Genomic DNA, 22904 nt, shown 5'->3' with positions numbered 1-22904 from the left:
AATAGATTACTTTCGTTACATGACGAAAATTCAAAAATATTTGGTACACACTGGTAGTTAATTTATAAATTATGATACTTAAAAGATACCCAAATTGGAAAAAATTATATTCACTTTTAATTTGTAAGTGTCAGGCTAACAATTAATTAAGTATTAATATTTAAAATGAGTATATGTGTGTGGATTATTATTGGGCGAAAAAATTATTCTGTGCTTTCTTTGTACTGTTCAGTTGAATTACTGAATGTACTGTTTATATAAGCCAAACAGCAGATTATTAAATATGGTTACTTGTTCCGTTCTAGGATTTGATTGGTGGTAGGTCAAAAAAGTAACCTAAGATGGGATGATGAAAATTTTATTTGGGGAAATTAGTTTTCGTATAATATCATCTCATTAACACAAAGGAGTTGCGTCTTGCAACTCCTTTTTTATTTCCATCTAATTTGGTTGTATTGAAGCAACTTTGACAATTGCTATTTTGATTTCTGAGCGGGTATTAGATCATTTTAGAACTTGCATGTAAATATTTTATTTTTTTTTAATTTAAGCGTTTATTTAGGGCTTTAAGTGAGGTGTAGGAATAAAAAAACAGGCTGTATCATTTAGATTCAGCCTGTTCTGTTGTAATCATTATTGTGTTATGCCAATAAGTCTAAAATGCTTGTAGGCATAATTCCTATTGCAATATTTAAAATAATTGCAACTATGGCGACGGCTCCGTACGCAAACGGAACGGGTTGCGTTGGTTCTGTCGCATCTTTGGTGTACATTGCCAAAATTAGTTTGAAATAATAACCAACACTTATGATTGAATTGATAACTGCTATTATTACTAAAATTAAATGGTTAGCCTGAAGCATTTCTGAGAATAAAAATACTTTAGCAAAAAAGCCTGAAAAAATTGGAATTCCAGCCATTGATAACAAAGATGCTGTTAAGATAGCGGCTAAAACAGGATTTGTTTTTCCTAAACCATTAAAGTTGTAAATGTCTTCGTTTTCTTTTTCTCGAGTAACGTATAGTATCACTGCAAAAGCTGCGATACCAGCAAAAGCATAAGCTGCTGAATAGTATAATAAAATTCCAGCAGTTGAAGAAACGGCCAACAAGGTCATCAGCATAAATCCGGCATGTGATATACCAGAAAATGCAAGCATTCTTTTTACGTTAATTTGGCGCAAAGCCATAATATTCCCAATTGTCATCGATAATGCTGCTATCGTTACCAACACAAAAACTGATGTTTCTGGTAGGTTCACGTTCATCACGCTGACTAATTTGAATGAAGCTGCCATAGCCGTGACTTTAGCTAAAGTACTCATTGTTGCAGTTGTTAATGCAGGAGAACCTTCGTAAACATCTGGAGCCCAAAAATGGAAAGGTACAGCGGCAATTTTGAACAACATTCCTATGGAAAGCATGATTGCTCCAATATAAAACCAATCTTCTACATCTGCAGAAGTTCCAGCTTCTTGAATGACACGCATATCGAACGAACCAATTGCTCCGTAAATTAATGCGATTCCAAAAAGTATAAATCCAGAGGCAAAAGCTCCCATCAAGAAATATTTCATTCCCGCTTCGTTACTTTTTAAGTTCAACCGATTACTTGCGGCTAAAACATACAATGAAATTGAAAGGATTTCGATACCTAAGAAAAACATGGCCAAATTTCCGAAGGAAACCATCGCAACAGCTCCAGAAAGCATGAACAATTTGATTCCAACGAAATCAGAAATTTTATGGATTTGTTTTATATGAAAATCTGGATCCATTGAAATGAGGAAAATAGCAAGAATGATAAACAAGCAGCTGAAAGCAGTTGAAAAATTATCAACCACCACCATATTGTTATAATAACTTGCAGGCGAATTAAATTCGGAAATTGTAAACGCTAAAGTGGCTAAAAGTCCAATGATTGCTACAGGAACGATCACTTTTCTAGCGTTGAAAATTTCAGCTATCAGGCATAAAACTCCTAATCCGGTAATAGCTATTAATGTGTACATTTTATATTTTAAACTAAATTAATATCGGTTGATTACTCTTAAAGTTTCCTGTAATGTAGGAGAAATTATGTCGATTATTGGTTTTGGATACAATCCGAAAAACAACAATACTGTGATGATGATGACAAAAGTCAATCCTTCGTTAAAGGTTACATCTTTGAAAACTTTATCTTTCATATCTCCTAACATCGCTTTTTGAAACATTCTCAACATATAGAAAGCTCCTAAAATAATAGTTGTTCCTCCTAAAACTGCCATGGTCACGCTGCGTTGTGCCAAACTAAACAACAATTGGAATTCTCCAATAAAGTTAAATGTTCCTGGTAATGCAACTGACGCTAAGACTAAAATCATGAACATGGAAGCAAATTTTGTGGCTTGTAATCTAATTCCGCCCATTTCTTCAATATTTTGGGTTTCATATCTTCTGTAAATAATTTCGGCAGCGAAGAATAAACCAACAACCACAAAACCGTGGGCAATCATTTGTAAAACCGCACCTTGTAAACCGTCTATGGTTACCGTATAAAGTCCAGCAGCGATTAAACCAACGTGAGCCAATGAGGAATATGCCAGCATTTTTTTAAGGTCAGTTTGTTTCAAAGCTACAATAGAACCATAAATAATTCCAGCAACACTGATTCCGATAAAAATATATTTGTATTGCAAAGCTGCTAATGGCGCTAACAATAATTGCCAACGAATAATACTATACAAAGCCATCTTCAGCATAATTCCTGAAAGCAACATGGTTCCCATACTTGGCGCTTTTTGATAGACTTTTGCCTGCCATGTATGAAACGGAATCAAAGGAATTTTAATAGCATAAGCGGCAAAGAACGCTAGGAAAATCCACAATTGTTCTTGGTTAGTGAATTTTACATTCATCAAATCGCCAATGAGGAAACTGCCTGCTTTTTGGTACATATAAATAAAGGCAATCAACATAAATAATGATCCGGCGAAAGTGTAAATGAAAAATTTCACTACGGCTTTTTTAAGGCTTTCCGGGTTTCCATTACCCCAAATTAAAGCAATAAAATAAATTGGAATTAAAGCCAATTCCCAGAAAATATAATACAAAAATCCATCTGCAGCCAAGAAAGTTCCCGCCATAGCAAACGCCATGAATAAGATTAAGGCATAAAGATTTTTAGCATTTTTAAATGTTTTTCCGAAAGAAGAAAAAATTATAATTGGCGTTAATGCGGTAGTCAAAAGCAACATGGCTAAAGATAATCCGTCAACTCCAAGAGCAATGAATATTTTCGGACTACGGATCCATTGAAATCCTATGCCAATATTTTCTCCCGCTTGAAAAAGTGTGTATAAATAAATGGAAGCTCCAAAAGCTACAACGCTAAAGAACAATGCAATTTTAGAAGCCAATTTATTGCCCGACAAAAGTGTGACAATGGCTCCTATTAAAAGTATGATTAAAATTAAAGATACGTTCATCAGTATAAATTATTTTGCTAGAAACAAATAAGCGATAATTGTGGTAAACCCAATGACAAAAGCCATTAAATAAAAGCCAATGCTTCCGTTTTGAAGTAATCTCCCTTGATGGCTGATGGCATTTGTTGCTTTTCCAAAACCAAAAATAAGGTTAGAAAGTGCGGGTTCAACATAGTTTTTAAATAAACTTCCTAAAGCATAAATTGGTTTTACAATTATTGCCATATATATTTCATCAACATAAAATTTATGATAAAGAATTTTTGCAAAACCAGTAATTTCGTGGTCTTCCGCCGGTACTTCCGCTTTTTTGATGTATTTAGAATACGCTATTCCAATGCCGATTAATGCACCTAAAACGGCAACTCCCATCAAAATAAATGTAGTTGTATCGATGTGGTGTTCGTGTCTTTCGCCAATGAAAATAGGTTTCAAGTAATTGTTTAACCAACTATTTCCAGGGAAACTGATAAATCCTCCAACGGTTGACAAAATAGCCAAAACAATTAGCGGGAAAGTAATCAAAGATGGCGATTCATGTAAATGTTTTTCTTGTTCTTCAGTTCCTCTAAATTCTTTGAAAAAAGTAAGGTACAATAATCTAAACATGTAAAAAGCAGTCATGATGGAAGCCACCGAAGCGATAATCCACAAAATTTTGTTTTCGTGAAATGCTACCATTAAAATTTCGTCTTTTGAGAAAAATCCTGCGAAAATTGGCAAACCTGAAATCGCTAAAGTTGCAATCAAGAATGTAATGTAAGTCACTTTCATATGTTTACGAAGACCCCCCATTTTTCTCATATCTTGTTCGCCATGCAAAGCGTGAATTACAGATCCTGAACCCAAGAACAAGCATGCTTTGAAAAAGGCATGTGTAATAACGTGGAAAACAGCAATTTCATAAGCGCCAAGTCCTAACGCCAGAAACATTAATCCTAATTGCGAAACAGTAGAGTAGGCCAAAACTTTTTTGATATCATTTTGTACCAAAGCGATAAATGCGGCAACTAATGATGTAATTGCTCCCACAACAGCAATAATCATTTGAACATCAACGGTAATGTCAAACAAGAAATTCAATCTCGTAATCATAAAAATTCCTGCCGTTACCATTGTCGCCGCGTGAATTAATGCCGAAACAGGAGTAGGTCCCGCCATTGCATCTGGAAGCCAAGTGTAAAGCGGAATTTGTGCAGATTTTCCGGAAGCTCCAATAAATAAACAAAATGTAGCAATGCTTATCCATTTCAAACTTACCGATTTTCCACTCACAATAAAATTTTCCATAGAGTCAAATTCTACTGATCTGAAAATGTATCCCAAAATAAAAATTCCAATCAAGAAACCTAAATCTCCAATTCTGTTCATGATGAACGCTTTTTTTGCGGCATCATTGTAATCTTGGTTTTTGTACCAAAATCCGATAAGGAGGTAAGAACAAAGTCCAACACCTTCCCAACCAATAAACATCATCAACAAGTTAGAACCTGTTACAAGCGTAATCATGAAGAAAATAAACAAGTTTAAGTATGAAAAAAACTTGTGTATATTCTCGTCATCGTGCATGTAGCTGATAGAATAAATGTGAATCAAAGTTCCGATTCCAGTGACGAAAAGCAACCATAAAATAGAAAGTTGATCAAGCAAAAAGCTAAAATTTACATTAAAACTTCCGAGTTGCATCCATCGGAATAAATTAATCGTAACGCCTTGTTTGGTTTCATTAATTTCCAAAAAAAAGATGATGGAAACGATGAAAGAAATCGCAATTGCAACCGTTCCTAACCAACCCGAAGCGCTTTTGCCTAAATTTTTTCCAACAAAAACATTTAATAAAAACCCAGCAAACGGGGCAAGAATCAATAATAAAAGTAAACCTGTATTCATTTGCTGTTATCCTTTTAAATTTTTGAGTTTATCAATATCAATCGAATGAAGATTTCTATAAATTGAAACCAAAATAGCCAATCCCACCGCTACTTCTGCTGCCGCAACCGCCATCGAGAAGAATACAAAAATTTGTCCTGCCGCATCTTGATGATAAGTAGAAAAAACTACCAAAAGCAAGTTAACCGCATTCAACATAATTTCGATAGACATAAACATAATAATGGCATTTCGTCTAAACAATACTCCAAAAATTCCGATACAAAATAAAATTGTAGCCAAATAAATGTAGTTGTCAATGCCTATTTGCTGTAAAACATTTTGCATAATTAACTGCTTATTTTTTCTTCTTTTTTAGATAATAAAACCGCTCCAATCATCGATACTAATAACAATACCGAAGCAAATTCAAACGGAACCATAAAACCTTCTTTTTCGTCAAGCAATACTTGCCCTAATATTTTTATCGATTGATAATCTTCGCCCGAAACATAATATTCCTCAATCATTGGTGCCGATTTTATAAAAGCGGCCAACAATACAAATGCTACCAAACAAAACGAGGCAACGGCTGCAATTATCGTCAATCCGTTTTTATGTTTTTCGTCTTCCTTATTAAGATTCATAAGCATTATTGTAAAAAGCAATAAAATCATAATTGCTCCAGAATATACAATAATATGTACAACTGCTAAAAATTGCGCATTGAAAAGCAAGTAGTGTCCGGCAATCGAAAAGAAACAAATCACTAAGTAGATTGCACTGTGAATTGGGTTTCGGCTAAAAATGGTCATGAACGCCATCGAAAGCGTCAAGGCCGACAAAATATAAAAAATCGTTGTAATCATTAGTTCGCCATTTTCACTTTAGAGTTATTAATTGCTTGCTCTAACGGCATCACCAGCTTGTCTTTCCCGTAAATAAAATCATTTCTGTCCGAATTTGACTTCACCATCATTCTCGATTTTGTAAGATAAATCGCCTGTTTTGGGCAAGCTTCCTCACACAATCCGCAGAATATACAACGCAACATATTGATTTCGTAAATAGACGCATATTTCTCCTCACGATATAAATGCATTTCCTCCGGTTTTCTTTCCTCCGCTTTCATCGTAATCGCTTCCGCCGGACAAGACAACGCACAAAGACCACAAGCCGTACAGCGTTCTCTCCCTTCATCGTCCCGCATTAACATGTGTTGTCCACGGTAAACAGGACTCAATTCCCGCACTTCTTCCGGATATTTAATTGTTACTTTTCTGGTAAATAAATGTCGGATTGTAATAAATAAACCCTTAACAATCGCCACCAGGTAAAGGCTTTCCCAAAAATTCATCTTTTTGTTGGAAACCTCTTTTTTTCTTCCCGATAATGATATAGTTTCTACTGACATATCAAAAATTTAATACTTTTCATTTCTATCTTTTGGAGCGAATCGTCGTTTCGTTTCCAGTAATCCATTTTCCCGCTTTCGCCTTTATCTCTCCGCTATCGCTTCGAGGATACCGGCTCAATCGGGGCTATCAAAACAATCTTTTCGCCTTCTTTTTACTTTTGGTTTTTAAAACCTATTGTCACTCGTTCCGGTTATTGGTCTTGCTTTTCCATCAATTCATCCAAATAACTAAAAACCAATTCTATGTTTTTATCTTGGTTGGTCAACTTCTTTTTAATGCTTTCCATTTCCGACTTCAATGATAAATTATCCATCAAAAATTCCCACATTTTTACAAAAACCTCAATAATTTTTATGCTCGTTTCTATAGCTTTATCACTATTTAAAACGCTTGCCAACATCATTGTTCCGTGTTCGGTAAAAACATTCGGCAAAGCTGACGAAAATTTTAGTTTTTTGAGGTGGTCACAATTTGTGACCACCTCTTCTTTTTCGTGATCTGTTAACTGAAACATGAAATTTTCAGGAAACCGATTACTATTTCTTTTTACTTGTTGATTGAGCTGTTTCGTAGTTACTCCGTAAAGTTCTGCTAAATCGCGGTCAATCATCACTTTTTGTCCTCTAATGAACAATATTTTGTTCAATATAGTTTCGGACGGAATTATTTGGCTCATACATTTTATTAAAGGCGTTTAAACTAAAAATTTCTACTTATCAAAAAACAAAATCACCAAAGCTGTTACCACAATATTTGCAATTGCAAGCGGAATTAGCATTTGCCAACCCAATCGCATCAATTGGTCATATCTAAATCTTGGGATTGTCCATCTTACCCACATAAAGAAAAAGATAAATACACAAATTTTGGCAAACAGAACAAATATTCCAATAATATTAGCTGGATTCACGCCCCAATTTTCAAGAGCCCATTCCATACCTGGATAATTGTAACCTCCTAAATAAAGCACCGCCAAAATTGTAGATGAAATAAACATCGCAGCATATTCGGCAAATAAATAAAAGCCCATTCTCATTGAAGAATATTCCGTGTGGTAGCCTCCAATCAATTCGGCTTCACATTCCGCTAAATCAAATGGCGTTCTATTAGTTTCTGCAAAAGAGCATACTAAGAAAATAATAAATCCTAGAGGTTGGTAAAAAATATTCCAGTTCATCCCAGCCTGATTTGCAGAAATTTCGCGTAAGCTCAAAGTGCCTTCCATCATCAACAACGCAATAATGGCTAGTCCCATCGCTACTTCGTAAGAAATCATTTGCGAAGCAGCTCTCATGGCGGACATCAACGAGAATTTATTGTTAGAAGCCCATCCGCCAATCATAATTCCGTAAACTCCTACTGATAAGACGCCAAAAACATATAAAAGCGCTACGTCAATATCTGTAGCTTGTAAAATAATATCTCTGCCAAATAAATGTAATTTATCTCCCCAAGGAATCACGGCACTTGTCATCAACGCCACACTCATGGAAATTGCAGGACCTACTACAAACAAAAATTTGTTAGGAGTATTCGGCAAAAATTCTTCTTTAGAAAATAATTTCAAACCATCTGCCAAAGGTTGCAAAATTCCACCTTTTCCGGCACGGTTGGGACCTACACGATCCTGCAACCAAGCCGCAATTTTTCTTTCGGCAAGCGTTTCATACATTGCAAAAAGCATGGTAATTGCAAAAATAATGACGATGAAAATCCCTTTTTCTATAATAATCGCGCTATCCATCTTGATTAAATATTACCTTCTTTAAAAGCTTGTTGTTCTTCTTTTTTTAATGGAATGGCAGCCATACTGATTTTTTTACGGTCTTGCTCACGTCCTTTTAAGATACCTTCTTCGGTTTCAATCACCACGGTATCAAGTTTTCTGGTGTAATTATTTTGGTTAATTACCGAATCTTTTTCAAATTTTCTTGGTCCTTCAATTACCCAATCTTTCACATCTTTATGGTCAAAACGACATTCGTTACAGATGAATTCTTCCACTTCGTGAAATTCATCTTTTCTTCCTGTAACCCGTTGAATTTCGTTTCCAAACATCCAAACCGTAGTTTTCCCACAACATTTATCACAATCTCTGTGAGCATTGTAAGGCTTGTTAAACCAAACGCGTTGCTTGAAACGGAACGTTTTATCGGTTAAAGCACCAACCGGACAAACGTCAATCATATTTCCGGAAAATTCATTATCGATTGCTTTAGAAATACAGGTAGAAATGTTAGAATGATCACCTCTGTCCATCACTCCGTGAACTCTGTTGTCCGTTAACTGGTCGGCTACCATTACACAACGGTAGCACAATATACAACGATTCATGTGTAATTGGATATTTGGCCCAATATTTTCCGGTTCGAACGTTCTTTTTTCTTCCACGTATCTCGTTTGAGATTTTCCGTGTTTAAAGCTTAAATTTTGCAAATCACATTCTCCAGCTTGGTCACAAACCGGGCAATCTAAAGGGTGATTAATCAGCAAAAATTCGGTTACCGATTTTCTGGCTTCCAAAACTCTTTCGGATTGAAGACTGTTTACTTCCATTCCGTCCATAACTCCGGTTACGCAAGAGGCAACCAATTTTGGCATTGGAGTAGGATTGGCATCACTACCTTTTGAAACTTCCACTAAACAAGCACGGCATTTTCCACCCGAACCTTTTAGTTTTGAATAGTAGCACATTGCCGGCGGAACAGATTCTCCACCAATCATTCTGGCAGCTTGCAGGATTGTGGTTCCTGGTTCTACTTCTATGCTTTGACCGTCTATTGTTACTTTCATATTTTTTTATGCGCTAAGCTTTATGCTGTAAGCGTTAAGCTTTTAGCTTATTGCTTATAGCTTACTGCTATTTTAAACTGTTTGTTTCGCTACCAAATGTTTTACATTTTCAAACGGTTCGGCAACAAAGTGATCTCTGTTTTTAATTTTTTCCGGGAAACGAACATGGTATTCAAATTCGTCTCTAAAATGGCGAATTGCCGCGGCAACTGGCCAAGCAGCAGCATCACCTAACGGACAAATGGTATTTCCTTCAATTTTACTTTGAATGCTCCAAAGCAAATCAATATCTTCTTCACGGCCAAAACCGGTTTCAATTCTGTGTAAAACTTTTTCCAACCAACCCGTTCCTTCACGGCATGGCGAACATTGACCGCAGCTTTCGTGGTGGTAAAATCTTGAAAAATTCCATGTATTTCTAACGATACAAGCGGTGTCGTTATAAACGATAAATCCGCCGGAACCTAACATGGATCCTGTTGCAAAACCGCCATCGGCAAGAGATTCGTATGTCATCAATCGGTCTTCGCCATTGGCTGTTTTAAAAATTAAATTTGCCGGCAAAACAGGAACTGAAGAACCTCCTGGAACAAATGCTTTCAAAGGTCTGTCGTCAATCATTCCGCCTAAATATTCGTCAGAATTCATAAATTCATCAACTGATAAACCTAAATTGATTTCATAAACGCCTGGATTTTTAATGTGTCCCGACGCCGAAATTAATTTTGTTCCGGTAGAACGACCAATTCCGATTTTAGCATATTCTGCACCCGTATTATTAACAATCCACGGCACTGCTGCAATAGATTCTACGTTATTTACAACGGTTGGATTGGACCAAAGTCCGGAAACAGCTGGGAACGGTGGTTTAATCCTTGGATTTCCTCTTTTTCCTTCGAGTGATTCGATAAGAGCCGTTTCTTCTCCACAAATGTATGCACCACCACCACAATGAACATAAAGGTCTAAGTTGTAGCCGGTTCCTAAAATATTTTTCCCGAGCCAACCTGCAGCATATGCTTCTTTGATGGCACGTTCCAAAATTTTATAAACCCACATGTATTCGCCTCTAATATATATGTAAGATAGGTTGGCTTCTAAAGCGTAGCTTGAGGTAATCATTCCTTCTATTAATAGATGCGGAATGTATTCCATCAAAAATCGGTCTTTAAAAGTTCCGGGTTCAGATTCGTCGGCATTGCAAACTAAATGGCGTGGTTTCCCCGATTTTTTATCGATAAAACTCCACTTCATTCCTGTCGGGAATCCTGCTCCACCTCTTCCACGAAGTCCGGAAGTTTTCACTTCTTCTACCACTTCATCGGGAGTCATTGCTTTCAGAGCTTTTTCTACAGATGCATAACCGCCTTCTCTACGGTACACCTCGTAAGATTTTATTCCTGGAACGTTTATTTTGTCTAATAATATTTTTTGCGACATATTATTTATCGTGTAAAGTAACCTTATTATTTTTACAGTCGTCAATTAACTGATCTACTTTTTCAGGTGTTAAATTTTCATGGAAAAAATCACCTAATTGCATCATTGGAGCATATCCACAAGCACCAAGGCATTCCACACCGCGAACCTCAAACATTCCGTCTGGTGTAGGTTCACCCACTTTTACGCCTAATTTTTCGCAGGTGTAATCCATTAAATTTTCTACGCCACGAAGACAACATGGCGAAGTTTGGCAAAATTCGAACATGTATTTTCCAATTGGTCGTTGGTTAAACATGGTGTAAAACGAAACTACTTCGTAAACTTCAATGGGTTTTATTTCGAGAATTTCTGCCACTTTATCCATCAATTCGATGCTTAACCAATTGTCGTGAGCATCCTGAACATCGTGTAAAACCGGTAGCAATGCAGATTTTTTCTTATCTTCCGGATAATGGCTCAACAGCTCCTTGATTCGCTCCATTAAAGCGGGAGTAAAGTTGATTTCTTGTTTGATGTGCGAAATTTTCATTTTTATTTCTGAATTAAGATTTTGGGCTTGACCCAAAATTCAAAATTGATATTTTTTTTGTTTTAGATTTTAGACAATGAGAAAATATTATATCTTAAATCAAAAAATTTGTTAAGCGTCTAATTCTCCGGCAATTACATTTAAACTCGAAAGTGTGGCAATGGCATCTGACAACATTTGTCCTTTTACCATATCATTGTAGGCTTGATAATAAATAAAGCATGGTCGTCTAAAATGCAATCGATAAGGCGTTCGGCTTCCATCTGTAATTAAATAAAATCCTAATTCGCCATTACCTCCTTCAACCGGATGATATACTTCTGTTACTGGAACCGGAATTTCTCCCATCACAATTTTGAAGTGATAAATCAAGGCTTCCATCGTGTTGTAAACGTCTTCTTTTGGAGGCAAATAATAATCCGGAACATCAGCATGATATGGACCTTCAGGCATTTTTTCAATCGCTTGCTTGATGATTTTCATACTTTCCCAAACTTCTGCGTTTCTCACACAAAATCTGTCGTAAGTATCACCTGATTTTCCTACGGGAATTTCAAAGTCAAAATCTTCGTAAGAACTGTATGGTTGCATCACACGGATGTCATAATCCACTCCGGCAGCTCTTAGATTTGGACCTGTAAAACCATAACTGATAGCTTTTTCCGCAGAAATTGCACCAACGTTGATGGTTCTGTCCATGAAAATTCTATTTCTGGTCAATAAATCTTCAAATTCTTTCCAGACTGGTGGAAATTCTTCTAAAAAGGTATTGATTTTTTCCCATGCTTTTGGGCTCCAATCTCTTTCAAATCCGCCAATTCTTCCCATGTTTGTGGTTAAACGAGCGCCACAAATTTCTTCGTAGATTTCGTAAATTTTTTCACGAAATTGGAACACGTATAAAAATCCGGTTAAAGCTCCGGTATCAACACCCATAACCGAACTGCAAATGATATGGTCGGCAATTCGGGCTAATTCCATCACAATGACACGCATGTATTGTACGCGTTTTGGGACTTCAATATTTAATGCTTTTTCCAATGTCATCCACCACCCCATGTTGTTGATTGGCGCAGAACAGTAGTTCATTCTGTCCGTTAGTGGTGTGATTTGGTAAAAAGGTCTGTTTTCGGCAATTTTTTCAAAAGCACGATGAATGTAGCCAACGGTTCCTTCTCCATCTAAAATTCTTTCACCGTCCATTAATAAGATGTTTTGAAAAATTCCGTGGGTTGCAGGATGTGTTGGTCCCAAATTCAGAATAGACAGTTCGCTTCCATCTTCATTTTGCTTTTGCTTAATGATGTCTGCATAACGTTTTTCTGGTGGTAATAATAAATCTGACATTATTAGGAATATTATTTTTGGGAATTAACAATTGTCTGTAGTTCTACCGAAAAATCGGTCGTCTTTGTCGGTTCGGCCGCCGTCTTCTAAAGGAAATTCTTTTCGCATAGGGAATGAAACCATTTCGTCCATATTTAAAATTCGCTTCAGTTGTGGGTGTCCTTTAAAAATGATTCCGTAAAAATCATAGGTTTCACGCTCTTGCCAGTTGGCTCCTAAAAACAGTGGCGTAACTGAATCGATTTCTAAATCATTTGGGTTTAAAAAACATTTGAAACGAATTCTTACGTTATCTAACCAATTGTGCATGTGATATACTACTGCAAACTGTCTATCTTCTTCAGCGTCAGGATAATGAATACCACAAACGTCTGTTAAAAAATTAAAACGAAGTTGTGTATCTTCTTTTAAAAATTTCATTACTTCAAGGACAGATTTTGAATCTACCTCGAACGTAAAAATATCGTGTTGAAGGGCAAAATTTGAAACAATAAGTTCAAAATTATCGACCAATTTATTTTGTATGTCCGAATGTTCTAATGCCATGTTTTTTTAAGAAATTTTGTATGATGCCAATAATTCCTGGTATTCCGGAGAACTTCGTCTTCTCACAGATTCAGATTTTACGAGTTCTTGTAATCTCATAATTCCATCTAAAATTTGTTCAGGTCTTGGTGGACAACCCGGAACATAAACATCTACTGGAATTACTTTGTCGATTCCTTGCAAAACGGAATAGGTGTCAAAAATTCCACCCGATGAAGCACAAGCTCCAACGGCAATTACCCATTTCGGTTCAGCCATTTGCTCATAAACTTGGCGGAGAATTGGCGCCATTTTTTTGGCAATAGTTCCCATTACTAAAAGCATATCGGCTTGTCTTGGCGAAAAACTCATACGTTCTGAACCAAATCTTGCCACATCGTAATGAGCTGCCATGGTTGCCATAAATTCAATTCCGCAACATGATGTAGCAAAAGGCAACGGCCAAAGCGAATTGGCTCTCGCTAATCCTACAACATCACTCAATTTTGTAGCAAAAAATCCTTCTCCTTGAAAACCCTCTGGTGCGTCAACTGTTTTTATTTTAGAATCACTCATAATCTTTTTCGTTTTTAAATTTTATTGATGAACTGTAATCGCACACATTTTCATTTCGAAATTTACAATCGATCATTAAAAATAAATTTATTCCCACTCGAGTCCTTTTTTCTTGATTACGTAGTAAAAACCTACCACGAGTAAGAACATAAAAATCCCCATTTTTAGCAAACCTTCAAATCCCATGTCGCGGAAATTTACCGCCCAAGGATACATAAAAATGACTTCTACATCAAACAAAACGAAGAGAATGGCTACCAAAAAATATTTAATGGAAAAGGGAATACGTGCATTTCCTACAGATTCTATTCCACATTCCCAGTTTTTGTCTTTGTTGGCAGAATTTCTTTTGGGCCCTAAAAAGCTCGAACCTACAATCGTTAAACCCACAAACCCCACGGCAAGTCCCATTTGCATTAAAATTGGAAGATAATTGATTTGACTCGAATCCATCCTAAACTACTTTTTTAAAAATATTCACAAATATACAAGCGAATATTGAATTGACATACTTTGCTTTTACTTACCTATTAATATATGTGCTAATTTTAATTTAGAACGAATAAAAATAGTGTCTATGTAATTTTTGGCTTATAGAATTTTTACTGCTTTTTAGCAAAATGCTTGTTAGGTCCGTAAAAAAAAATTTAATTTTTTTATATATCGGTATATAACTACAAAAAAAAACCACCTAAATAAGGTGGTTTTAAAACGAATACTAATGTTATATTTAGTCGGCAAGTAAAGCAACCTGAGCGGCAACTTTACCTTTTCGTCCTTCTTCTTCTTCATAAGATACTCTATCTCCCTCACGAAGTTCTTCGGCTGTAATACCGGTAGCGTGAACGAAAATATCTTGTCCTGTTTCTTCGTCAGTGATGAATCCAAATCCTTTAGATTCAATAAAAAATTTAACTGTACCTGTACGCATTGTAATAATAAAAAAAGTTAATAAGGGCAAATGTACTACTATTTAAGTTACCAAATGCGTTTTAATGTTAATAAATTAAAAAAAAATTATTTTTATTAAAATTCGTTTTGTAATATTTAGCGAAATTTTCCCGAAAACGTTTTAATTATATCCATTTTTATTCTGAATATGTTAAAACTTTGAGTTTCTTTTATCGTCTTTCTACAAAGTTTCTTTTAGCCACTTGAAAAACTCTTTTTGCCAAACTTGTGCGTTCTGCGGTTTCAAAACCCAATGATTTTCCTCCGGAAAATGGATAAATCTACTTTTAATTCCTAACAGTTGTGCCGCTTGAAACGCTTCCTGACCTTGCCCGATTGGTACTCTAAAATCTTTTCCACCTTGAATTATTAAAATAGGGGTATCCCATTTTGTCACCATATTAATCGGGTTAAACTGTGAATAAGTTTTTTGTGCAGCAGCATTATCTTTTTCCCAATACGCACCACCGGCGTCCCAATTATTAAAAAAAACTTCTTCGGTAGTGCCGTACATACTTTGAAGGTTGAAAACTCCGCAATGTGAAATAAAAGTTTTAAATCTTTTTTGGTGAATGCCCGCCAAGTAAAATACGGAATAACCGCCATAACTTGCACCAATGGCTCCTAAACGCGTTTGGTCCACAAATTTCTCTTTGGACACTTCATCAATCGCTGAAAGGTAATCGTCCATCACTTGTCCGCCCCAATCTTTACTAATTTTCTCGTTCCATTCCACGCCATGTCCCGGCATTCCTCTTCGGTTTGGCGCTACTACAACATAACCTTGAGCTGCCATCACTTGAAAATTCCATCTAAAAGAATAAAATTGTGTCAAAGCCGATTGTGGCCCTCCTTGACAATATAATAAGGTAGGATATTTTTTATTTTTGTCGAAGTTGGGTGGCAAAATGACCCAAACCACCATTTTCTTTCCGTCAGTTGTAGTAATATATTTTTTTTGAAATGTACTCAGGTCTAATTTTGAATAAGTTTCGGTATTGACGCTGGTGAGTTGTTTCCAAGAATTTTTCTTCAGGTCGAAGGCAAAAATTTCATTGGCATGATTAAAATCAGATCTTGTGACAAGTACGTTATTTCCTGAGAAACCGATAATTTCATTGACGTCAAAATCGCCGCTGGTAATTTGAGTGACATTGATTGCAATCCTGGTTCTACCCGGGAAATTCACTTGAAAAAGTTGTTTGGTTCCGTCAATTGGCGCCACAAAAAATATTTTTTTGCCATCTTGACTCCATTTGAAACTATCTACAGTTCCGTCCCAATTGGCAGTGAGATTCATGTCGATATTTTGGTAGCGTACGATAATGTCGTTTTTATCAGCTTCGTAACCATCACGTTTCATTTGCAACCAAGTCAATTCACCATTTGGAGAAAATGTAGGATGCGTGTCGTAACCCATATTTTTTTCGGTTAAATTTTTCGTTGCTTTTGTAGCCAAGTCGTATTGGTACAAATCCGTATTGGTAGAAGTGGCATATTTTGTTCCCTGCAATTTTTTCGAAACATAAACAATGCTTTTTCCATCGGGAGACCAAGTGAAATCTTCATCTCCGCCAAATGGTTTTTGAGGCGAATCAAAAGGTTCGTTTGGCATGATGTCAGTGAAATTTTCTTTGTCGTTTATTTTTGAAAAAACCACGTGGTTGTGCGTTCCATCGTTCCAAGTGTCCCAATGGCGGTAATCGAGTCCGTCGTATATTTGCACATCGGATTTTTCCATCTCCGGATAATAATCTTTTCCCAAAACTTTTTCTACTTTAATTTCTTTGCTAAATGCAATGAGTTTTCCATCTGGCGAAATATTTTTATCGGTAACCAAATTTTCATATTCTTTAATTTCGGTGGCTTTTCCTCCGGAAACAGGGATTTGGTATATTTTCGATTCCGATTTATTTTCGGCAACATCAGGAATGCTTACTTTGTAAATGATATTTTTTCCGTCTTTAGAAAGGCCTAAAGGGGAAATTCTGCCTAATTGCCAAAGTAGCTCGGGTGTCATTACTGTTTGTGCCGAAGTCGAAATGCCCATCATGGTGAGAGAAATTAAAAAGATTTTTTTCATTGGAAATGAATTTTTTTTTTTTGAAAGGCTAAAAGTAACGATTTTTTCCAAGACGAAAAATGGAAAACCCTTTAGCCCTGACGGGAGGGAAAAACATTTTTATCCCGCTTGGCGGTTACTTTCGTTTGAGGGAGAAAAATTTTTGGAAGGACGGCAGGAACGATGATTACTGAAATGCCCGAATGATTCGCTTCAGAAAAAAACGATTTCGCTGAATATTTTAAAAATTATCGTTATTTTCACGGACTAAAAATTGAGAATTATGAGGAAACTCGCGCTTCATTGGCAGATTTTACTTGGCATGCTGTTCGGGGTTGTCTTTGCATTGATATTGGTGCAGTTCGATTGGGGAAAATCTTTTATCTCAAACTGGATAAAACCTTTTGGTAACATTTTTATCAACGTACTGAAATTAATTGCTGTACCATTAATTTTGGCGTCTTTGATTAAGGGAATTTCTGATCTTAAAGATATTTCGAAACTTTCCAAAATGGGCGGAAGAACCATCGGGATTTATTTGTGTACCACTGTTTTGGCTGTTTCTATCGGTTTGGGAATCGTGAATATCGTAAAACCGGGAAGTTTTATTACAGCCGAAACGCGAAATGAACTTTTGAATAGTTATGCAAATGAAGCTAATTCTAAAATTGAAGATGCGGCAAAACAAAGTCAAACCGGACCGTTACAAGCGTTAGAAGACATTGTTCCGAGTAATATTTTTGCAGCCGCGTCTGACAATGGCAATATGTTGCAAGTGATATTTTTTGCCATATTTTTTGGAATTGCCATGATTTTGATTCCGGAAGAAAAATCAAAACCGGTGAAAGCTTTTTTTGATGGGTTTAACGATGTAATTTTAAAAATGATCGACCTCATTATGCTGGCGGCACCAATTGGGGTATTTGCACTTTTGGCAGCTTTGGTTGCCGAAGCGCCAAGTGTTGATTTGTTTAAAGCATTGGCCATGTACAGCGTTACCGTGTTGGTTGGTCTTGCATTGGTAATTGTAGTTTATTTGATATTATTGAAAATATTTGCCCAAAAAAATCCTTCTTATTTTTTAAAAGGAATCGCACCTGCGCAACTGTTGGCATTTTCAACCAGTTCGAGTGCGGCAACTTTACCGGTAACTATGGAGCGTACTGTAGAAAATTTGGGAGTTGATGACGAAGTCGCCAGTTTTGTGTTGCCAATTGGTGCCACAATCAATATGGATGGTACCAGTTTGTACCAAGCCGTTGCGGCAGTTTTTATTGCGCAAGCTTTTGGGATGGGATTAAGTTTAGAAGCCCAATTGGGAATTATTGCTACGGCAACATTAGCTTCTATCGGAAGTGCTGCAGTTCCAGGTGCCGGAATGGTAATGTTGGTAATTGTATTAGCGCAAGCCGGAATTCCCGAAGCTGGTTTGGCACTTATTTTCGCAATTGATCGTCCATTAGATATGTGTCGAACTTCGGTAAATGTGACAGGTGATGCCGCCGTTTCTGTAATTGTGGCAAAATCAGTAAATAAATTAACTTAAACAAAATGGAAAATTTCGACTGGCTTCAACTACTCAATCCTGAGTTTTACATCAATCTAAAAGTATCGGGAGTTCCTATTGGGATTTACGTGGTGCTTTTCATCGTTTTTGCCGAAACCGGACTTTTTGCAGGATTTTTTCTTCCCGGAGACAGTTTGCTTTTCCTTTCGGGAATTTACAGCAGCGAACTCGTTTCCACACTTTTCACCGTCAATTCCGGATTGGTAAACGTGACCATTTTATCCACACTTATTGCTATTGCGGGAATCATAGGGAACACCTTTGGTTATTGGTTTGGTGCCAAAAGTGGGTATTATTTGTACAACAAAAAAGACACTTTTTGGTTCAAGAAAAAATACCTAATCGAATCGAGAGAATTTTTTGAAAAACACGGCGGTCGTGCCATAATTTTTGCGCGTTTCGTGCCTATTATTAGAACTTTTGCTCCAATTGTAGCCGGAATCGTACAAATGGAAAAGAAAAAATTTATGTTCTACAACATCGTAAGTTCTGTTTTGTGGGCGTTTTCGCTGGTATTTGCCGGACATTATTTGTACGGATTTTTCTTGGAAAAATTTCAAATTGACCTCAAAGCCCACATCGAATTCATCGTTTTGGGAATCGTTGCCATCACCACCGTTCCTTTGATTCTCAATTATATCAAGAAAAAAACCACCATCAAAAAAGATCCTGAAGCAGAATAATTTTGAGCCACGAAAGGGTAGTGAATTTTATCGATTACCTCGGGTTTAGACCAGAAGTAATCGATAAAAAAACCATTTTTGTTTCAGTAATTTTTTGGCTTTTTTACATTCAGTAAACATAAAATAATGCAGGCAAATTTAAGTTTCTGGGAACTCAAAAACTGGTTTTCCAACGTCGATTTTACCATTGTAGGTTCAGGGATTGTGGGCATAAACGCCGCTTTGCGATTGCGCGAAAAATTTCCTTCCGCCAAAATCATCATCCTCGAAAAAGGATTTTTACCTCAAGGAGCCAGCACCAAAAATGCTGGTTTTGCTTGTTTCGGAAGTCTTTCAGAAATTATTGCCGATTTAAAAAACCACTCCGAAGAAGAAGTTTTGCAACTCATTAAAAAACGTTGGGAAGGTTTGGCATTGCTTCGCAAAAAAATTGGCGACCAAACCTTAGATTTCAAGCCTTACGGCGGTTACGAACTTTTTTTCAAAGAAAACGAAAGTCATTTTCAGGAATGTTTGCAAAAAATGCCTTTTGTAAATGAGTTGCTTCGCCCGATTTTTAAAACGGATGTTTTCAATAAACAAATCGACCGATTCAATTTTGGAAATATTCACGAAACCTTGATTTTTAATCCTTTTGAAGGTCAAATTGACACTGGAAACATGATGCAGGTTTTTTTAAAATTAGCGGCTCAAGAAAATATTTTCATCCTTAATAACCAAACCGTTTCCCAATTTACCGAAACCAATAATGGCGTTGAAGTTCTGACTAATGATGTGAGTTTTTACACCAAAAAAATATTGTTTGCCACCAATGGTTTTGCTTCGCAGCTCACCAATGGCGAAGTAAAACCCGCAAGAGCACAGGTTTTAATCACCAAACCTATCGAAAATCTCGACCTCAAAGGAACGTTTCACATTGACGAAGGTTTTTATTATTTTAGAAATATTGGCGACAGAATTCTTTTTGGTGGTGCCAGAAACGTAGATTTTGAAGGAGAAACCACCACACAATTTGGTGAAACAGAAATAATACAAAACAAGCTTGAAGCAATTTTAAAAGAAGTAATTTTGCCAAACCAGTCTTTCGAAATCGAACACCGCTGGAGCGGCATCATGGGAATGGGTTCGGGCAAAAATCCTATTGTTCGCCAACTCTCAGAAAATGTTTTTTGTGGCGTGAGGTTAGGAGGAATGGGAGTTGCCATTGGAAGTATCATTGGTAAAGAACTCGCAGATTTGGTTTAAAATTATAATTTATGCTTCGCAAAATTTTTAAATTTTTATGGAAATGTGCCCTTTGGTTTATGGGCGTGTCGGTGTTTTTTGTGATTTTGTTCAAATACGTTCCGGTTCCTTTTACGCCATTGATGGGAATTCGTGCTTTGGAACAAAAAGCTGACGGAAAAGAAATGACTTGCAGCCATGATTGGATTTCGCTCGATGAAATGTCAGAAAATTATCCAAAAGCGGTAATTGCCAGCGAAGATGCTACGTTTATCGATCATCATGGTTTCGATTTTAATGCCATTCAAAAAGCATTTAAAAATAATGCAAAAGGAAAAAAACTAAAAGGCGGCAGCACGATTTCCCAACAAACCGCCAAAAATGTTTTTCTATGGCAAGGCCGAAGTTATTTACGCAAAGGTCTGGAAGCTTATTTTACCGTTTTAATCGAAATTTTTTGGAGCAAAGAACGCATCATGGAAGTGTACCTCAACAGCATTGAAATGGGTAATGGCGTTTACGGCGTTCAAGCGGCTTCACAACATTGGTACCATAAAAATGCGGATCAGGTTAGCAAACGCGAAGCTGCCGGAGTTGCCGCCATTTTGCCCAATCCTAGAAAATACAAAGCCAGCAATTCTTCCGGATATATCGAAAAACGAAAATCCAGAATTATGCGTCACATGCGTTACGTAAAACTCGATTATTAAATAAAATGCGCAAGAAAATTCCCCATTTTCTACTGATTTTTTTCACCTCTACTTTTGCGCAACATCGAGCAGAAATTGGTATTGCCGTTGACAATGATTTGTTTACATCATCCGTTTATGATCGTTATTATACCAGCGGAATAGATATTTTTTACCGGTATCTCAATGAAATTCCTTCGGAGGAAATTTTAAAACAAACAACCGAATTCCATTTCGGACAAAAAATTTACAATCCCTATACCGTTGAAGCCGCTGACATCCGAAAACATGACCGTCCGTTTGCAGGATTTTTATATGGCGAATTTGCTTCTTCTAAATTTTATCAAAATCAAAGTTATTTTAAAATTGGAACACAAGCTGGCGTGATTGGTCCGGCTTCTGGAGCCGAGGATTTTCAGAAATTATTTCACAAAACTTTTGGTTACAAAAATGTTGAGGGTTGGCAATATCAAATTCAAAATACTTTAGTATTGCAGTTAGAATCGGTTTACGCCAAATTGATAGCTTCGGGTGAAGATGTTGATTTTTTGGCTAAAGCCAATGTTTCTGCCGGAACTGCTTTTACACAAATTTCTGCTGGACCAATAGCACGATTTGCTTTGTGGAAAAAATTGTTACCCATGCACGAGTCAAATTTGCTAAATGCTTCACTTCAACGAGAAAAAGAAGCCTACAAAACCCAAAAAGAATTTTATTTTTATGTTAATCCTTCACTAAATTATCAGTTGTACGACGCTACCATTCAAGGTAGCTTGTTTAACGATCAAAGTCCGGTAACTTACAATTTGATTCCTTTTCGCTTCAATGCTGAAGCCGGATTACGCTACCGAAGCAATCATTGGAATTTACATTATCTCTTTATTTACCGCGGAAAAGAACTTAGCAACTACAAGATTGAAGGTTATTTCTATGGTTCGATTGGTGCGAGTTACTTGATTTACTAATTTTTTTTCTTATCTTTAAAAGAAAAAGGAAAGATGAACCACCACCAAAACCCACAAGTTTTAGAAGCCATCCAGCATTTGCGAGACAATGGTTTCATGGTAGATTTTCAAATTGAAGAAAACTGCCTCAAGATTAGCGATGCTAAATACAAATGTGAAGAATTTGAGATTCTGGAAGTTATGAAACACAAAAGCGAAGCCGACCATGATCAAGATACAACCATTTATGGTGTTCAGTCTGTGGATGGCGTGAAAGGAATTCTCATTACGACCAATGGCATGGAAATTGACGGAAGATCTCCAGATGTAATGAAAAAATTAGAGTTGCATTAAAAAAAGAGAGGTTCAGCAAAATGTTGAACCTCTCTTATTTTAGAAAATAATTTTACAATAAAGCATCGAGAGCTTCAGTGTAATTTTGTTTTGGTGCTACGCCAACTTGACGTCCTACCACTTCACCATTTTGGAATACCAAAACAGTTGGGATGTTTCTCACACCATATTTTGCAGCAAATTCTTGATTTGCGTCAACATCTACTTTTCCAACAACAGCTTTTCCGGCATATTCATCGCTAATTTGGTCAATAATTGGTCCTACCATTCGGCAAGGTCCACACCAAGCAGCCCAAAAATCTACCAAAACCGGTTTGTCTGATTTCAATACAACTTCTTCAAAAGTTGCATCAGTAATTGCTTGTGCCATAAATTTTTTGTTTTTAGTTTAAAGTACAAATTTAGCCAAATTAAGTCATAATAAATGTTAACAAAAATTGGTTTTGGCTATTTGTGTATT

24 protein-coding genes are annotated in these 22904 nt (G+C 36.5%); 6 read left to right on the top strand and 18 right to left on the bottom strand.

The window, feature by feature from the left end; all coding sequences use genetic code 11:
• Positions 1 to 641: 641 nt before the first annotated feature.
• The 17 genes from GV828_RS05625 to GV828_RS05545 all read right to left on the bottom strand — a co-directional run bounded on the left by GV828_RS05625 (position 642) and on the right by GV828_RS05545 (position 17004).
• Entirely contained in the window at positions 642 to 2012 is a 1371-nt protein-coding gene (locus tag GV828_RS05625) for an NADH-quinone oxidoreductase subunit N (protein WP_166536503.1), read from the bottom strand.
• An 18-nt stretch (positions 2013 to 2030) separates the two neighbouring features.
• Positions 2031 to 3470 carry a complex I subunit 4 family protein gene (locus GV828_RS05620; protein ID WP_166536502.1) on the bottom strand — a complete coding sequence of 480 codons (1440 nt, stop codon included), beginning with the start codon at positions 3468 to 3470 and terminating at the stop codon, positions 2031 to 2033.
• 9 nt (positions 3471 to 3479) lie between these two features.
• The gene (nuoL, locus tag GV828_RS05615) at positions 3480 to 5360 is read right to left on the bottom strand and encodes an NADH-quinone oxidoreductase subunit L (protein ID WP_166536501.1); all 1881 of its coding nucleotides are present in this window, start codon (positions 5358 to 5360) and stop codon (positions 3480 to 3482) included.
• A 6-nt stretch (positions 5361 to 5366) separates the two neighbouring features.
• Positions 5367 to 5687, bottom strand: a complete 321-nt coding sequence (gene nuoK / locus GV828_RS05610; RefSeq protein ID WP_166536500.1) for an NADH-quinone oxidoreductase subunit NuoK — start codon at positions 5685 to 5687, stop codon at positions 5367 to 5369.
• Positions 5688 to 5689: 2 nt separating this feature from the next.
• Complete coding sequence (locus GV828_RS05605; protein ID WP_166536499.1) at positions 5690 to 6208, bottom strand: NADH-quinone oxidoreductase subunit J family protein; 519 nt, start codon at positions 6206 to 6208, stop codon at positions 5690 to 5692.
• Positions 6208 to 6753 (bottom strand): NuoI/complex I 23 kDa subunit family protein, encoded by a 546-nt coding sequence (locus GV828_RS05600; RefSeq protein WP_166536498.1) that lies wholly within the window; start codon positions 6751 to 6753, stop codon positions 6208 to 6210. Before GV828_RS05600 ends, GV828_RS05605 begins: the two co-directional genes overlap by 1 nt.
• Positions 6754 to 6947: 194 nt before the next feature.
• Complete coding sequence (locus GV828_RS05595; RefSeq protein ID WP_166536497.1) at positions 6948 to 7433, bottom strand: ORF6N domain-containing protein; 486 nt, start codon at positions 7431 to 7433, stop codon at positions 6948 to 6950.
• 33 nt (positions 7434 to 7466) lie between these two features.
• Positions 7467 to 8501: an NADH-quinone oxidoreductase subunit NuoH gene (gene nuoH / locus GV828_RS05590; RefSeq protein ID WP_166536496.1), complete on the bottom strand. Its 1035-nt coding sequence runs from the start codon at positions 8499 to 8501 to the stop codon at positions 7467 to 7469.
• Positions 8502 to 8506: 5 nt separating this feature from the next.
• Positions 8507 to 9550, bottom strand: a complete 1044-nt coding sequence (locus tag GV828_RS05585; protein ID WP_166536495.1) for a 2Fe-2S iron-sulfur cluster-binding protein — start codon at positions 9548 to 9550, stop codon at positions 8507 to 8509.
• Between the two features lie 72 nt (positions 9551 to 9622).
• A complete protein-coding gene (gene nuoF / locus GV828_RS05580) occupies positions 9623 to 10990 on the bottom strand; it encodes an NADH-quinone oxidoreductase subunit NuoF (RefSeq protein WP_166536494.1) in 1368 nt (455 codons plus the stop codon).
• Position 10991: 1 nt separating this feature from the next.
• Entirely contained in the window at positions 10992 to 11522 is a 531-nt protein-coding gene (locus tag GV828_RS05575; RefSeq protein WP_166536493.1) for an NADH-quinone oxidoreductase subunit NuoE family protein, read from the bottom strand.
• 111 nt (positions 11523 to 11633) lie between these two features.
• Positions 11634 to 12869, bottom strand: coding sequence for an NADH-quinone oxidoreductase subunit D (locus GV828_RS05570; protein WP_166536492.1), 1236 nt, complete (start codon positions 12867 to 12869; stop codon positions 11634 to 11636).
• A gap of 24 nt (positions 12870 to 12893) precedes the next feature.
• The gene (locus GV828_RS05565) at positions 12894 to 13415 is read right to left on the bottom strand and encodes an NADH-quinone oxidoreductase subunit C (protein WP_166536491.1); all 522 of its coding nucleotides are present in this window, start codon (positions 13413 to 13415) and stop codon (positions 12894 to 12896) included.
• A gap of 6 nt (positions 13416 to 13421) precedes the next feature.
• Positions 13422 to 13970: an NADH-quinone oxidoreductase subunit B gene (locus tag GV828_RS05560; RefSeq protein ID WP_166536490.1), complete on the bottom strand. Its 549-nt coding sequence runs from the start codon at positions 13968 to 13970 to the stop codon at positions 13422 to 13424.
• Positions 13971 to 14057: 87 nt separating this feature from the next.
• On the bottom strand, positions 14058 to 14423 hold the full coding sequence (locus GV828_RS05555) for an NADH-quinone oxidoreductase subunit A (RefSeq protein WP_166536489.1): 366 nt from the start codon (positions 14421 to 14423) through the stop codon (positions 14058 to 14060).
• A 277-nt stretch (positions 14424 to 14700) separates the two neighbouring features.
• Positions 14701 to 14901, bottom strand: coding sequence for a cold-shock protein (locus tag GV828_RS05550; protein WP_166536488.1), 201 nt, complete (start codon positions 14899 to 14901; stop codon positions 14701 to 14703).
• A 201-nt stretch (positions 14902 to 15102) separates the two neighbouring features.
• Positions 15103 to 17004 (bottom strand): S9 family peptidase, encoded by a 1902-nt coding sequence (locus GV828_RS05545; protein ID WP_166536487.1) that lies wholly within the window; start codon positions 17002 to 17004, stop codon positions 15103 to 15105.
• Between the two features lie 262 nt (positions 17005 to 17266).
• Between GV828_RS05545 and GV828_RS05540 the strand changes: the two genes are divergently transcribed.
• From GV828_RS05540 to GV828_RS05515, 6 genes are all read left to right on the top strand, one after another.
• Positions 17267 to 18529 (top strand): dicarboxylate/amino acid:cation symporter, encoded by a 1263-nt coding sequence (locus tag GV828_RS05540; RefSeq protein WP_166536486.1) that lies wholly within the window; start codon positions 17267 to 17269, stop codon positions 18527 to 18529.
• 5 nt (positions 18530 to 18534) lie between these two features.
• Positions 18535 to 19233 (top strand): DedA family protein, encoded by a 699-nt coding sequence (locus GV828_RS05535; protein WP_166536485.1) that lies wholly within the window; start codon positions 18535 to 18537, stop codon positions 19231 to 19233.
• 126 nt (positions 19234 to 19359) lie between these two features.
• Positions 19360 to 20478 (top strand): NAD(P)/FAD-dependent oxidoreductase, encoded by a 1119-nt coding sequence (locus GV828_RS05530; RefSeq protein ID WP_166536484.1) that lies wholly within the window; start codon positions 19360 to 19362, stop codon positions 20476 to 20478.
• 11 nt (positions 20479 to 20489) lie between these two features.
• Positions 20490 to 21167 carry a monofunctional biosynthetic peptidoglycan transglycosylase gene (gene mtgA, locus GV828_RS05525; RefSeq protein ID WP_166536483.1) on the top strand — a complete coding sequence of 226 codons (678 nt, stop codon included), beginning with the start codon at positions 20490 to 20492 and terminating at the stop codon, positions 21165 to 21167.
• A gap of 5 nt (positions 21168 to 21172) precedes the next feature.
• On the top strand, positions 21173 to 22111 hold the full coding sequence (locus tag GV828_RS05520; RefSeq protein ID WP_166536482.1) for a lipid A deacylase LpxR family protein: 939 nt from the start codon (positions 21173 to 21175) through the stop codon (positions 22109 to 22111).
• A 33-nt stretch (positions 22112 to 22144) separates the two neighbouring features.
• Positions 22145 to 22444, top strand: a complete 300-nt coding sequence (locus tag GV828_RS05515) for a hypothetical protein (RefSeq protein WP_166536481.1) — start codon at positions 22145 to 22147, stop codon at positions 22442 to 22444.
• Positions 22445 to 22496: 52 nt separating this feature from the next.
• Here the strand turns inward: GV828_RS05515 and trxA are convergent, their stop codons facing one another.
• The gene (trxA, locus tag GV828_RS05510; RefSeq protein ID WP_166536480.1) at positions 22497 to 22814 is read right to left on the bottom strand and encodes a thioredoxin; all 318 of its coding nucleotides are present in this window, start codon (positions 22812 to 22814) and stop codon (positions 22497 to 22499) included.
• Positions 22815 to 22904: the final 90 nt, after the last annotated feature.

This window comes from Flavobacterium ichthyis (assembly GCF_009915155.1).
GTDB classification, from domain to species: domain Bacteria; phylum Bacteroidota; class Bacteroidia; order Flavobacteriales; family Flavobacteriaceae; genus Flavobacterium; species Flavobacterium ichthyis.
The sequence above is the reverse complement of the archived record's forward strand: the minus strand, read 5'-3'. Positions and strand labels throughout refer to the sequence as shown.